Origin of the sequence: Bernardetia sp. MNP-M8, from assembly GCF_037126285.1 — a bacterium.
In the GTDB taxonomy this organism is placed as follows: domain Bacteria; phylum Bacteroidota; class Bacteroidia; order Cytophagales; family Bernardetiaceae; genus Bernardetia.
In genome coordinates, this window is sequence record NZ_CP147012.1 from 3,089,114 (window position 1) to 3,102,500 (window position 13,387).

Annotated in this window: 12 protein-coding genes and 1 pseudogene; 3 read left to right on the forward strand and 10 right to left on the reverse strand. The window is 31.2% G+C overall.

Going from position 1 to position 13,387, the window contains the following annotated elements:
• Positions 1–111: 111 nt before the first annotated feature.
• On the reverse strand, positions 112–1,500 hold the full coding sequence (hisS, locus tag V9L04_RS12630) for a histidine--tRNA ligase (RefSeq protein ID WP_338790172.1): 1,389 nt from the start codon (positions 1,498–1,500) through the stop codon (positions 112–114).
• Between the two features lie 287 nt (positions 1,501–1,787).
• On the opposite strand from hisS, the gene V9L04_RS12635 reads away from it, so the two are divergent.
• Positions 1,788–2,354, forward strand: coding sequence for a nitroreductase family protein (locus V9L04_RS12635; protein ID WP_338790173.1), 567 nt, complete (start codon positions 1,788–1,790; stop codon positions 2,352–2,354).
• A gap of 68 nt (positions 2,355–2,422) precedes the next feature.
• Here the strand turns inward: V9L04_RS12635 and V9L04_RS12640 are convergent, their stop codons facing one another.
• The 4 genes from V9L04_RS12640 to smc all read right to left on the reverse strand — a co-directional run bounded on the left by V9L04_RS12640 (position 2,423) and on the right by smc (position 7,871).
• The gene (locus tag V9L04_RS12640; protein WP_338790174.1) at positions 2,423–2,899 is read right to left on the reverse strand and encodes a hypothetical protein; all 477 of its coding nucleotides are present in this window, start codon (positions 2,897–2,899) and stop codon (positions 2,423–2,425) included.
• The gene (locus V9L04_RS12645) at positions 2,889–3,242 is read right to left on the reverse strand and encodes a hypothetical protein (protein WP_338790175.1); all 354 of its coding nucleotides are present in this window, start codon (positions 3,240–3,242) and stop codon (positions 2,889–2,891) included. The genes V9L04_RS12640 and V9L04_RS12645 overlap by 11 nt, the downstream gene beginning before the upstream one ends.
• Before the next feature lie 117 nt (positions 3,243–3,359).
• A complete protein-coding gene (locus V9L04_RS12650; RefSeq protein WP_338790176.1) occupies positions 3,360–4,244 on the reverse strand; it encodes a hypothetical protein in 885 nt (294 codons plus the stop codon).
• A 90-nt stretch (positions 4,245–4,334) separates the two neighbouring features.
• Positions 4,335–7,871 (reverse strand): chromosome segregation protein SMC, encoded by a 3,537-nt coding sequence (smc, locus tag V9L04_RS12655; protein WP_338790177.1) that lies wholly within the window; start codon positions 7,869–7,871, stop codon positions 4,335–4,337.
• 329 nt (positions 7,872–8,200) lie between these two features.
• On the opposite strand from smc, the gene V9L04_RS12660 reads away from it, so the two are divergent.
• Positions 8,201–8,728: a YsnF/AvaK domain-containing protein gene (locus V9L04_RS12660; RefSeq protein WP_338790178.1), complete on the forward strand. Its 528-nt coding sequence runs from the start codon at positions 8,201–8,203 to the stop codon at positions 8,726–8,728.
• A gap of 131 nt (positions 8,729–8,859) precedes the next feature.
• Entirely contained in the window at positions 8,860–9,681 is an 822-nt protein-coding gene (locus V9L04_RS12665; RefSeq protein WP_338790179.1) for a YsnF/AvaK domain-containing protein, read from the forward strand.
• Positions 9,682–9,794: 113 nt separating this feature from the next.
• Here V9L04_RS12665 and V9L04_RS12670 read toward each other — a convergent pair.
• The 5 genes and pseudogenes from V9L04_RS12670 to V9L04_RS12690 form a co-directional block, all read right to left on the reverse strand.
• Positions 9,795–10,025: pseudogene (locus V9L04_RS12670) on the reverse strand (4a-hydroxytetrahydrobiopterin dehydratase); the annotation flags it as partial.
• A 108-nt stretch (positions 10,026–10,133) separates the two neighbouring features.
• Positions 10,134–10,922, reverse strand: coding sequence for an enoyl-CoA hydratase/isomerase family protein (locus tag V9L04_RS12675; RefSeq protein ID WP_338790180.1), 789 nt, complete (start codon positions 10,920–10,922; stop codon positions 10,134–10,136).
• Between the two features lie 174 nt (positions 10,923–11,096).
• A complete protein-coding gene (locus tag V9L04_RS12680; RefSeq protein ID WP_338790181.1) occupies positions 11,097–11,351 on the reverse strand; it encodes a hypothetical protein in 255 nt (84 codons plus the stop codon).
• 3 nt (positions 11,352–11,354) lie between these two features.
• Positions 11,355–11,852 carry a YqiA/YcfP family alpha/beta fold hydrolase gene (locus V9L04_RS12685; protein WP_338790182.1) on the reverse strand — a complete coding sequence of 166 codons (498 nt, stop codon included), beginning with the start codon at positions 11,850–11,852 and terminating at the stop codon, positions 11,355–11,357.
• A gap of 21 nt (positions 11,853–11,873) precedes the next feature.
• On the reverse strand, positions 11,874–12,773 hold the full coding sequence (locus tag V9L04_RS12690) for an ATP-grasp domain-containing protein (protein WP_338790183.1): 900 nt from the start codon (positions 12,771–12,773) through the stop codon (positions 11,874–11,876).
• Positions 12,774–13,387: the final 614 nt, after the last annotated feature.

Genomic DNA, 13,387 nt, shown 5'->3' on the forward strand with positions numbered 1-13,387 from the left:
ATTATTTATTCTCATTTTTTCTAACAATATGAAATTCCTACGGAACAGAGTTACAATAAAAATTTTAACCTTACGGCTATGGTGACTCCACCAACGACATCATAATGATTTTTATACTACAAATTTCTCAATCAACTCATCAATAGACATCAATTCTTGCGAACCTTCAATCATATTTTTGACAGCTAGTTTTCCTGTCTTCATTTCATTTTCACCTACAATTACACAAAAAGGAATATTTCTTTTATTGGCATAATCAAATTGCTTTTTGATATTTTTATTTTCTGTATAAACTTCAGTAGCGATATTTCTATCTCTAAGTCTTCTGACAAGTGGCAAACTCCAAATTCTTGCAGATTCATCAAAGGCTAAGAAAATGACTTTTGTAGATTCTGAAATTTCTTTCGGAAACAAATCCAAGTCTTCTAAAACATCATAAATTCGCTCAATTCCAAAAGAAATTCCTACACCTGAATAGCCTTTTAGACCAAAAATTCCTGTAAGGTCATCGTAGCGACCACCTCCACCGATACTTCCCATTTCGGCTTCGTCTGCTTTTATTTCATAAATACAGCCTGTATAATAGCCTAAACCTCTTGCAAGTGTTGGGTCAATTTGCAAGTTATTGACAAACGGAATTCCTTGTAAAAATTGTTGTACTTGTTCTAATTCTATAATTCCAGCTTCTCCTGCTGCATTTCCACTAAAGAATGATTTCAAGTAATCTAATTTTTCTTGATTGAAACTGGTATTTTTGTGAGTCATAAACTCTACAAATTCGTTTATTTTGGAAATAGCTTCTTCTGAAAGTTCTCTTTCTTTGAGTTCTTTAGAAACTCCTTCCCAACCGATTTTATCAAGTTTATCAATCGCAACAGTAATGTCTGTCATTTTTTCTGGAAAACCAACAACTTCTGAAAGACCTTGCAAAATTTTTCTACTGTTGAGTTTGATAGTAACTTTTAGATTTAATTTTTCAAAAACCTCATCAGCCATTTGTAATAATTCGGCTTCATTAATCAACGAATCTGAACCTACCACATCGGCATCACATTGATAAAACTCACGATAACGCCCCTTTTGTGGACGGTCGGCACGCCAAACAGGTTGAATCTGAAATCTACGAAAAGGAAAAGTAATTTCGCTTTGGTGCTGAACTACATAACGAGCAAAAGGAACTGTCAAATCATAGCGCAGACCTCGCTTACTTACTTTTGTTGTAATTTCTTTGTAATCTAATTCTTCTACTTTTTTCTGACTCTCTTTTTTGCGTACATCTTTCAAAAAATCGCCTGAATTAAGCACTCTAAAAAGAAGTTGATCACCTTCATCACCATATTTTCCTGTCAGAGAATCTAGGTTTTCCATGGTAGGTGTTTCTAAAGGCAAGAAACCATATTTTATAAATACTTTTTTTATAGAATCAAAAAGCCATTGGCGTTTGAGCATTTGTTCGGGCGAAAAATCACGCATTCCCTGTGGAACAGAAGGTTTTTTCATAACTTATTCTTGATATTTTCTCGTAAAATTTTCTTTTGAATGTTTTAGTATGACAAATATACCAAAAAAAGTAGGTTGAAAGTTCCAAATTTGAATTTACTCTACCAAAATCTCTTTCAAATTTATGTACAAGGCTTTCAAAATGCCAATTTCAAAATGAGCTTTTAGATTGGTAATTTGCTTTTTCTATGGCTGTTTAGTTTTGTATTCTTTTAAACATTTTTCATCACATTTTTATTTAAATAGTGTGATATTTCATTTTTTAACCTAAAAAACATTTTTATTTTATGTCAAATTCCATTTTACCTATTATTGAAGAGCGTTGGAGTCCAAGAGCTTTTTCATCAAAATCTATTTCCAAAGAAGATTTGAATCTACTTTTCAAAGCAGCAGGAAAAGCAGCATCTTGTTTTAATGAGCAGCCTTGGCGATTTGTCTATGCAGGCAAAGAAGATACAGAAAATTTCGATAGATTAGTAAGTTGTCTGACAGAATTCAATCAAGTTTGGGCAAAAAATGCTGCTGTTCTGGTTGCTACTTTAGCTAAAAAAAACTTTGAGCAAACAGGCGAACCAAACAAACATTCTTGGCATGATGTAGGACTTGCTATGGGAAATATGAGTTTGCAAGCGATGTCAATGGATATTTATTTGCATCACATGGCAGGTTATGAGAGCGAAAAAGCAATAGAAAAACTAGATATTCCCACTGATTTTGAACCTGTTAGTTTTGTAGCAATAGGTCATTTGGGAGATAAAGAACAACTTCCTAATGACTTAAAAGAAAAAGAGTCTCCAAAATCTCCTAGAAAAGATTTAGATGAAATTACTTTTGTTGGAAAGATGGGGAAATAAAAAGAGCTTTTATAGGCTAGAACTAATTATTCTAGCCTATATTTTTTAAGAATTTTCAAAATTCTAATTTATAATGAAACAGAGTTCCTTTCGTCAAAATCAATTTCTAAATCTTTATTTTCTAGTTCATTATCAAACCATTTTTTTATCCAGTCAAAAGCAATTTTTGAGGAGTTTCTGCTAAGTTCCAAAGAAATAACTAACTCAGGTGTTTCTTCTTTTGGATAGAATCCTTTTTGTATCCAAGCACTTATTTCAATCGCATCTTCTAAAGTATCGGTTTCGACTTCTTCTTGAATGATACGAACTAATTTTTGTTTTGATTTAGAAAAGACTGTAAAAATAGGATTTCCATCTTTCAATTCTTTTTTATTATTAAAATCATCATTGTGCCAATTAAAAATCCATTCTGAATCTATCTGTTTTTCAAATTTTGAATCCTTGCCTATTATTTTCTTATAAAATTCTCTCTTCCACCAATTTTTTGTTAGGGAATAAATGCGATTATCTTTAAGAAAGTTTTGATATAAAATTTTATTCTTCATGGTCTATAATATTTATTCTAAGAAATGCAGTACCTTTAATAACCTCAATATCAACTCTAATATCACGAGTTCCCTTTACTTTAAAAGTTTTGGAAACTTGAGCATCTATCCCTCCATTTTCGCCTGCTTGTTCGATAAAATCCTTTGCTTTATCAAAAGCTGTTTGTCGCAATAAAAGTTCTTTATTAGGTAATTTTTCTTTTAGTTTTTCTAGTAAAATTAATCCTTCTTCTAAAGTTAAAGGTTTATCTTGCGACCAAGACTCTGACTCTTCCAAATTTCCACCTTGTGCCTGTATTCTTCCCCTGTGTTGAGGTTCATTATCTTCTTGCTTTTTTGCCATAATTTTTTACTCAAATATATCATTTTTTTAATCAAATCACTTACTAATTCACTTTCAACATATGAGAAGATATTGGAATAACATACAAATAATTTTAAATAAGAATTTATGCTAAAATTAAGCTGGATTAGTTCCTCTACGAGTATGAAAAATTGAAATGAATAAATTTCTTTCTACTGGGTCATCCGAGCGTAAAAGGTTTATTCCATTTATAAAGAAGGAGTTAGAATCAGCCCCATGAGCTATACCACCTTTATCAGCTGCAAAACCACTCAACTCGTCTTTTCCATTGGAGTATTGCAAATCTGTACCTTCTTCTAATATGATTACAGCTAAATTTTTGATTTTTTCATTGCAATATATATCCAATTGTTCTATACAACTCATTAGTGTATTTCCACTTCTAAGTTTCATCTCTGCTAAAAATATACATTCTCCATTAGGCATATGAATTGCTACATCGCTTTTTCCTCCTACTTGCAATGATTCTGCTTGTACTAATCCACCATTATCAATATATAGAGTTCTTAAATGAGCTAATAAAAAGTTTCTGTAAACAGCTTCTATACTTCCTGCATATTGTATTATTTTTGTGTCTATTTCTTTCTGCAAAAAGAAAGGAGGAACTTTTGCTAGTTGAGAAAAATATGTATGAACTTCTTTACAGATTTTTTTATGGTCTTCTTTATTAAAAGTCTTAGCTTCTTTTTCACTAAAACTAACGTCAGTTATTGAATATTCAAAATCATTAACTCTAGTAGGATGTATAGTCTGTAATGCTTTTAATATTCTTTCTTTTTGTTCTTCAGCTACATCGCCTAAAATAGATAGATCATCTAAGTATATATAATAATGGACAGGTTCAATACGATCTAAATCATGGGCAACATACCTAATAGAAACCACATCAGATATTTTTCCCTCTCCATTTCTTAATTTATCTGCTAACTCTTTATCCGTTGTTTCTAGTATTCTTATTAAAGATTGATATTTTGCGTCCATATTATTTTTTGAAAGTAAATTAGATAAAAATTAATTATATCCAAAAATAAATAAAATATTTATTATTTCTATATCAATTTTCTAAAAATTTTACTCCACCAAAATCCCCTTCAAATCCACAGGCAAGACTTTCGAAACACCAATTTCAGGCATTGTAACGCCATAAACAACATCTGTACTTACCATTGTTCGCTTGTTGTGAGTAACGATAATAAACTGTACTTCTTCTGAAAACTTCTTGATAATTCTATTGAATTTATCAATGTTTGCATCATCTAAAGGTGCATCTACTTCATCAAAAATACAGAAAGGCGCAGGACGCAACAGATAAAGCGCAAACAAAAGTGCAACGGCTGTCAGCGTTTTTTCTCCTCCTGAAAGTTGTTTGATAGTAAGAGGTCGCTTTCCTTTTGGTTGTGCAATAATTTCAATTTTTGAAGAAAGTGGGTCATCAGGATTTGTCAAAGTCAAATCACAATTATCTTCCTCTGAAAAAAGAGAACGGAAAACACGAATAAAATTCTCTCTAATTTGATTAAAAGCATCTAAAAAGGCTGTCTTGGCTGCATCATCAAGCTCTGCAATTGTATCTTCTAAGAGTTTTTGAGCGTCGAAAAGGTCGCTTCTTTGTTCTGTAATAAAATCATGTCGTCCTTTTATTTCATCATAAGCCTCTTTTGCTGTGGCATTTATTGTCCCTATGCGTTGCAAACGACGTTTTGCTGCTTCTATTTCATCGATTAATGTTTCGTCTGGGAGTTCGTCTTCTTCTGTTTTGGCTTCCAAAAGTTCGTCTGTAAGTTCTATTTCAAATTCTGCTGAAAGTCGTTCTCTTGTTGCTGTTAGTTTTAGTTTTGTTTCATTGAGTTTGTTTTGAAAAGACATCGTTCTGGTATCGCAGTTTTCACGCTGTCTTTGCAATTCCTTTATAACTTTTTCTACTCTCGTTATTTCTTCACGCAACTTATAAAACTGACTTTCAATTTCGGATAAATCGCCTTGTAAATCGGCTTTAATTTCCTCTAAAGAAGTTATTTCTTCAATCTGTAACGTAATTTTTTGTTTAAGCTGATTTACTTCTTCTGCAATTTCTTGAAGCTGTTGCTGACTTTGGGTAATTCGTTCTTTTCCTGTAAGTAAAGAAGTTTGTTTGAATTTTATTTCTTGTTTGAGGTTTTCTAATTTACTTTCAAACTGAATAAAAGACATGTTTTTTTCCTGCAATTCTTCTGCAATCTCTTGAAAACGCTCATTTTGAGTAGAATATTTATCATTTAAGTCATAATAGGCTCTTTCGGCTTCGATTACTTCTTCTTTTTTCTGACTGACTTTTGGTTTTAGCTTTTCAATTTGTTCTGCCAAAACACTTAAACGCTCTTGCGCTGCTTGTTTTCGCTCTTCGCTTCGCCTAACGTTTTCCTGCATTTGTTCGGCTTTAGCTTGAAGTGATATTTTTTGCTGCGAAATAGTATTCGTTTCTTTTTGAAGGTTTCGAAGCTCATCAAATTGAGATTGTTCTTTTAAGTCTTCAATCTGAGCTAAAAATTCATTTCTTTGATTTTCTAAAACAGAAATTTCTTCTTCTAAAGTTAGAATTTCCTTATTCAATTCTTCCAAACGTTGTTTTCTACCAAGTTGAGAATTCTGATTTGCATTTTCTTTTCCTTTTCCACCTGTCCAATTTCCACCATTACGAGCTACAAACTGTCCATTTTTGAGTGCAATCGTAAATCCTTCAACATTATTCGAATTATCATTCTCACTAAAGTAAACATTATGAAAAAGTGAATAGGCTAATTTTTTATACGATTCATCAAACTGAATAACTGCCAAAGCTGCAACAGCATTATCAATTGGAGGAAGATTTGGAATAACATTTTCTAATTTATCCAAAACAAAAAAGTTTGCTTTTCCTTTTTCGTTTTCTGTCAATAATGAAATGGCGTTTCGTGCTTCTTCTTCTGTTTGGACAACATAAAAATTAAGATACGGCTCTAAAATTGCAAAAAGGGCATCGTTATATTCTTCTTGTGCTGTGAAAATATCAGCTAATAAAACGGCTTTTTCAGACCAACTTTCGTTTTTATTCAAGAATTTAAGAGCGTTTGAAAAACCTTCCATATTCTCTACTAGAGATTTGGTAAGATTTTGTTCAGCTTTCAAACTGCTTTCTTTTCGCTGTTTTGTTCCTATTTGCTCTTTTAAAGACTCAATTTGAGTAGTAAGCGAGTTTATTTTTTGTGTTCTTTCAGCTTCAATTTTTTCTAGTTCTGAAATTTCATTATTTCTATTCTTTAATTCGTTTTCAATTTCCTGTACTTTCTTTAATGTAATTTGCAATTCATCAGCTTGTCCAGAAAAATCTAGTGCAATTTGGTCATTTTCTTGTTTTGAGCCACTTTGTTGATTTTCCTTTAATTCAATTTCTTTTTGAAGAATGAGAATATCATTTTGAAGTGTTTTGAATTTTTCTTGTGCTGCTTGCATGGCAGAGCGCAAATTTTCAGTTCTTACTTTTTCTTCTGAATGAGACTTTTTGAAGTTTTCTAAAATACTTTGAGTTTCTAGAAATTGCTTTTCTTGACTTTCAAGATTTTGTTGCAAAGTCTCCAAACTGCTTCCTGCTTGTTTCGTTCCAGTTTCATCTTCCAGTAATTGCTCTTCAATTTGATTGCGATTACGACTTAAAAACTGAGTTCGGTCTTCATTTCTAACTTTTTCGTTTTGAAGATGATTTATTTTTTCTATCTGAGAAGACAAATAACGTTTCTTTTCAGAAATAATTTTTTCTTGTTCTTGTGCTGTATTTTTTTGCTCTTCAATAGACTGCTCTAAACTTTCTTGTTCGGCTGTGAGTGTTTCTTTTTGTGCTAGAATCTCATTAATTTGAGTATTCAAATCGACAAAATCATCAGAATTACTTTTTACTTGACGTTTTGCAAGGGCAATACTAAACTTCTCGTAGGCTTCTTTAGTAGAAAAATATTTTTCGGCTTGCCGAGCTTGGCGTTCCAAACCTTTCATATTTTTATCAATTTCGTGCATCAAATCCTCTACACGTTCCAAATCTGATAAAGTTGCTTCTAGTTTTGCTAGTGTTTCTTTTTTACGCTGTTTGAACTGAGCCACACCAGCAGCTTCTTCAAACATCACTTTTCGTGCATCTTCTCTATCGGTCAGAATATCATCGACCATTTTTAGCTCAATGATGGCGTAACTATTAGAAGTTGCACCTGTATTCATGAGCAAATTTGTGATGTCTTTTCGACGGCAAGATGTACCATTCAAAAAATATTCACTAGAACCCGAACGAGTATAACGTCTTGTAATACAAACTTCTTTATACTCTGGTGGCAAAAGTTGTCTATTATTCTCAAAATATAATGAAACTTCGGCAGCATCAGCAGCCTTTCTTTTTGCTGTTCCATTAAAGATAATATTTGACATTTTATCGGAGCGCAAATGACGAGTACGGTGTTCGCCCAAAACCCAACGCATGGCATCAATAATATTTGATTTTCCACAGCCATTTGGTCCTACGACACCTGTAATTCCTTCGTCAAAACGAACGACTACTTTATCTCCAAAACTTTTAAATCCTTTTATTTCTAATCGAAGAAGTTGCATATATTATTTTCCTGTAGCCAATATTTTCAGATATATTAAACTGGAAAAGGTTTGTCTTTTCCCTATAAGCACAAAATACGATTGTAAAATTACGAAAAAATAATAGGCTTATCATAAATTATATTCTCTTATAAAAAAGCTACTCATAGAAATAATAGTAGGCTTCTGTTGAATAAATTAATCATTTTAATCAATTAATTTTAAATTTATTCAAACAAAAGCAAGTTCAAATTTGTATATATAGCAAGAATTTCATAAAGATGGCAATTACTTTTTTTTGCTCTCTTAATTATTTTTTCAAAATTCTTATTTTTTTATCTTAATTAATTATGCCTACCTACTCAACAAATGAAAAACAGGATAAGTCAGAAAAAGACTTATCTATTTCTTCACTAAATTTAAAAGAAAAATTAGATGCTGCTCAGGCTTACGAAGGACGCAAGAAGCAGAATACTAATGTGAAGGATTTGAATATTACTATATTTGAAGAGGGAGAGGAAATTGTTATTCCTGTCTTAGAAGAAGAACTTCATATAGACAAGGAAGTAATCGAATCGGGTAAGATTCGCATTATTAAAAAAGTAAATGAAGAAAAAAGCACAGTAGAAGTTCCTATCAAGCATACAGAGGTAAGTGTAGAACGCAAACCGAAAAATGAGTATGTAGATGTGAATCATCAAGCTATTCGCTATGAGGGAGATACTATGATTGTATCTGTTTTGAAAGAAGTAGTTGTGGTTCAAAAAAAGATTCTTCTTGTGGAAGAGTTGCACATTAACAAAACGCAACATAAAGAAATTCATACAGAAGAGGTAACGTTGAAATCCGAACAAGTTTCGGTAGAACGTTCAGAATAATTAAATTATCAATCAAGAAAACAATCAGAAAAAACATTAGAATGAGGTATTTTATGCTCTTGTGGCTCTACCTCTTTGTCTAATTTTTATTTATATATTTTTTAAACTTAATTTTTTAAACGTAATTTATTATGAGTAACACAGTAATCGGAATTTTCAGAACAGGAGAAGAAGCACAATATGCAGCCAATCAATTGATGAAAAATGGCATTGAAGCAAACGACATAGATTTATCAGCACGTCCAGCAGGTAAAGATTATACCTATGATGACGACTATCACAATGAAAATGCAATTACACGTTTTTTTGAAAATCTTTTTGGAGATGATGAAGATGAAAAACGTAAAGCAATGTATTGTGATGTAGCAGCACGTAATTCACTTTTGACAGTACACGCAGATTCGAAAGAAGAAGCTGCACAAGCACTTACAGTATTGAATAACTGTGGAGCTATTGATATCGAAAGTGATTATGAGTATTATCAAAAAGCAATTTCAGATGACTATACAGATTATTCTTTAGAACATTATAATAAGTATAGAGACAATGGATATGCTAATGTAGAAGGCGAACAATCAGCTAAAGTAATCAAGGAAGAAATGCATGTTGGTAAACGTGATACTGAAACAGGTCGTGGCGCAAGATTGCGTAGTTATTTGGTAGAAAAACCAGTAGAAGAAACAGTACGTTTGCGTGTAGAACATGTTTATGTAGAACGTGAACCAGTAAATCGTCCTGCTACAGAAGCAGATTTTGCCAACTTTAAAGAAAGCGAAATCGAAGTAACAGAGCATGCTGAAAAAGCAGTTGTTTCAAAAGACGCTCGTGTAGTAGAAGAGGTAAGACTTGGAAAAACTGCCGAAGAACGTCAAGAAACTATTAAAGATACTGTTCGTGAAACAAAAGTAGAAGTAGAAGAAGTAACAGCAGATGGGGAAACTCGTAGAGTATAAACTATCTAAAGTCTAGCTTTCTTTCTATTAAGTGCAGAAAGTAATATAAAAAGACCTCTTATTCTAAAATAGGAGGTCTTTTTTGTGTTTCAATACATTTTTGAAAACAGATATTAAATTTTATCAATCGCTTCTGCTAATTTTTTATCTTTTGCTGTAACTGTGTTTCCTTCATCATGGGTAGTGAGTTCAATTTCTACTTTATTATAGACATTGCTCCAGTTTGGATGATGACCTTGTTGTTCTGCTAAAAAGGCAACACGAGTCATGAAAGCAAAGGCTTCTTGAAAATCCTTGAATTCGAATGTTTTGGTTAGTTTATTGTCTTTTTCTGTCCACATATTTTTTTTATTAAGGAATGAGAATTAAATAAACTACTATTTTTTATTTATTAACTGATAATCAATAAATTAAATTCGTAATTTTTAATTCATAATTCGTAATTATTTTCTTTATTTTGTCAAAGAAGCTACAATCATTTTCAGAATACTTCTAGTTCTTGGCGACCACCATTGTTTGAGCATTGGTTCTAGTATTTCGTCCAAATTATCCATATTCATTCCTGCTAACATTCCTCCACGCAAATTCGACTTACTTAAAGACCATGTTTTTCCATCAAAATTAGCGTAATCTTCCATTTTTTCTTCTGCGTGTGCAAGCACTTTATCAGCAGCTACTACTTCATCTACTAACCCAACTTCTTTTGCTTCACTTGGACTGATTAACTTTCCTTCTAAAAGATATTGATAAGCTGTTTTGTTTCCTATCCAAAAAGCGTATAAGTCAAAAATTACTTTTGGTACAACAATTCCAACAGGGATTTCATTGAGTCCAATAATATAATTTCCTTCTGCCATCACACGATAATCTGCACAAACTGCCAATACACAACCACCAGCAGGGCTATGACCAGTAATAGCTGCAATGAGTGGCTTAGGAAAAGAAGCAATTACTTTTGTCATTTTCATGAAAGCTACCCAAAATTCTTTTACATCTTCCTCATTCATATCATAGAGTTGTTTCAAATCTAATCCTGAAGAGAAAAAATGCTGTTTTCCTGTCATGATTACACCATTTACATCCTCATCATTTGTTGCCTGTTCGAAAAAGGTATGTAAGTCATTAATCATTTGACGATTAATCGGATTTGCTTTTCCTCTATTTAATTGTAATGTTACAATATTATCTTTACTTGAAACGGCTAAAGTTTCAAAGTTGGTTTGTAGGGTTTCGTTTGTCATATTTTTATAGTGTATTTCAGACTTTCTAGTCTGTGCAAGAATTGTATTGAATATTTTATATTTATTAAAGGCTAGAAAGCCAGTGTTATTTTTAAAGTATAATACTACTAAAAAAAAATCAGAAACAGAAATTAGGCTTGCATACTATTTTGTTCGTTGAGTTTTTCAATAAAGTTATATAAACGCAAAAAATCCGAATACACTTATTCCTATAGACAAAATTAGAACTATAATTAGTGTAATCACTTTTATAAATATCTTTTTAGATTCAGAAAAATGATGTCCAGCAAAGCCAATCAACATTCCAAAACCTCCCAATATAATGGTAAAAAGTGGAATCATTTCTTTATATTCATCTATTTTCAAACCTACGTTTGCTAGTATGGCAAAAGGTAAAATGATTGTGAGCAGTTTGAATAATTTGTTCATATATTATCTTTTTAAAATTTCTTTTGCCCAAATTACAATTTTTTCAAATGCTTCTATAGTAAATCCGTGTCCTTCATCTTCTATTATTTTTGGAATGATTTCTTTTCCCTCTCGTTTGTCTTTTTCCATAAACAAAAGAGTTCTTTTATAATCAATTTCTTTGTCTTGATTTCCTACAGCCACCATACAAAGTGAACTTTCAAGTTTTGTAATTTTCGGTTTGGTTTTTTCTTTTCCTCTCAAAGAAACAGCAGGATTTAATAATAAACAAGGAATAGCCAATTCTTCACTTAGCCAAAAAGCTAAAAAACCACCATAGGAAGAACCAACCAAAAACTGGATTTCATTTTTCAAACAATACTCCTTCAAAATTTCAAAACGTTTTGGTTCTTTACCATAATCCAAATGTAAAGCATGCATTTCAAATCCATAATTTCTCAACAAATCTATTTTTTCTTGATTTGGACTTCCTCCCATTCCATGTAGCCAAAGTGTTTTCATCTTTTGTAGTATTCTAATTTTTTAGTAAATCATTTTTTTTAGGTTCTTGTAAAAATCATTTTTATCAGCATTGTCAGGCAATCCAGAAACTTGTCCATCTCCAAGTTCCATAATTATCCATTCTCCATCTGTTTTTTGAGCAATATCCATTGTGAAAAAATTACTATCTATTTCTTGTGCAATTTGAGTAAATTTTTTCAAATCAGGTTTTGTGTCTCCATATTCTCCTTCATCCCAATAATTGAAAATATTTACAATTTTCTTATTCAGAAAGAAAATTCTAAATTCTTTCGTCAAAGGCAAACTACTTTTAGAATGCTGTGTCAAAAACTCAAGCTCTTCAAACTTACGAAAAACTAAACCTTCATTCAATTGCTTCCCTCTAAGCTGAATAAATTTTTGTACACTATTTTTTATTTTGTCTTTATCTGATGCTTTGGGAATAAAACAGGCTTCTTTCCAATGATATTTTTCAGACTTTACATAATCCTTTATAATGATAGAATTTTCTCCAAACTGATTTGTTAGTTTATAAATTTCTTCAAAATCAATTACATCATTTAGCTTCATCCAATTAGAAATAGGAGTGTGATTTTCTATCTTAGAATAAGAGTTAGGTAAATAATGACAGTGTTCATATTCCTTTGGTGAATTAATCAACTGAATGTTTTTCTGTAAAAGAGCATTATAAAGCAATTCGTAAGTTTTAGACTGCACCATCCAACCACGATAAAGAGCCATTTCTTTTTCTTCTTTTTTTGAAATAAAATGTATTGCAGAATTAATATTGCCCTCTTCTAATTTCTCAAAACTCAAAAGGTGAGTTTCAAAACCTGCATTTTTGGCAGCTTTCTGTTCTGTTTCATAATCAGCATCTATAACTTGGGGGTTAATTATGCTATCACAATATATTATTTTCATTTAAGATAGATTGTATTAGTAAATAAACATGTATGAACGAGGGGATACACCTTGTATGAGAATCTTATCTAAAGTAATAAGAGATGACTACATGTTAAAGAATATATAGTTTTGTCAAACTCTCTAAACAGATTTCTAAAACTCTTGTCTCTGTATAATAAGTAACAATTGGCTTATATTATCTATATCATTAATCAGAATACGTATCATTTAAAAGAAAATAATGATTTAGTCTTAAGTAAATATTTAATCAATAATTTTTTATTAAAATCACAACTCCTTTGTAATCAATAGTTTGGTTTCTTTAAAAATTTGAGGTAACAAACTAAAGCCTAAAAAAGTTTCAAAAAGTCTTATTTTTTTATAGAAATAGTTTGCAGAATTAAAAAAGGTTCTTACCTTTGCACTCCCAAACGAGGGAAAAGAGACAAGTGTAGTAAAGGATTTAAAGCGAAAAAAAAACTTTAAAGATTTTAGAAATAAAATTTGGTAGTTTAAAAAATAAGTTTTACTTTTGCATTCCCTTTCAGAAACGCTGAAAGAAAAAGTAAGTAAAAAGATAAAGAGTGAAATAAAAAGAATAAATAAAATATAAATTTTAGTTTGTTTTTAAA

What these genes read in the sequence shown, in the direction of transcription:
- hisS (WP_338790172.1), bottom strand. Translation starts at nt 1,500, where the DNA reads ATGAAAAAACCTTCTGTTCCACAGGGAATGCGTGATTTTTCGCCCGAA.
- V9L04_RS12635 (WP_338790173.1), top strand. Translation starts at nt 1,788, where the DNA reads ATGTCAAATTCCATTTTACCTATTATTGAAGAGCGTTGGAGTCCAAGA.
- V9L04_RS12640 (WP_338790174.1), bottom strand. Translation starts at nt 2,899, where the DNA reads ATGAAGAATAAAATTTTATATCAAAACTTTCTTAAAGATAATCGCATT.
- V9L04_RS12645 (WP_338790175.1), bottom strand. Translation starts at nt 3,242, where the DNA reads ATGGCAAAAAAGCAAGAAGATAATGAACCTCAACACAGGGGAAGAATA.
- V9L04_RS12650 (WP_338790176.1), bottom strand. Translation starts at nt 4,244, where the DNA reads ATGGACGCAAAATATCAATCTTTAATAAGAATACTAGAAACAACGGAT.
- smc (WP_338790177.1), bottom strand. Translation starts at nt 7,871, where the DNA reads ATGCAACTTCTTCGATTAGAAATAAAAGGATTTAAAAGTTTTGGAGAT.
- V9L04_RS12660 (WP_338790178.1), top strand. Translation starts at nt 8,201, where the DNA reads ATGCCTACCTACTCAACAAATGAAAAACAGGATAAGTCAGAAAAAGAC.
- V9L04_RS12665 (WP_338790179.1), top strand. Translation starts at nt 8,860, where the DNA reads ATGAGTAACACAGTAATCGGAATTTTCAGAACAGGAGAAGAAGCACAA.
- V9L04_RS12675 (WP_338790180.1), bottom strand. Translation starts at nt 10,922, where the DNA reads ATGACAAACGAAACCCTACAAACCAACTTTGAAACTTTAGCCGTTTCA.
- V9L04_RS12680 (WP_338790181.1), bottom strand. Translation starts at nt 11,351, where the DNA reads ATGAACAAATTATTCAAACTGCTCACAATCATTTTACCTTTTGCCATA.
- V9L04_RS12685 (WP_338790182.1), bottom strand. Translation starts at nt 11,852, where the DNA reads ATGAAAACACTTTGGCTACATGGAATGGGAGGAAGTCCAAATCAAGAA.
- V9L04_RS12690 (WP_338790183.1), bottom strand. Translation starts at nt 12,773, where the DNA reads ATGAAAATAATATATTGTGATAGCATAATTAACCCCCAAGTTATAGAT.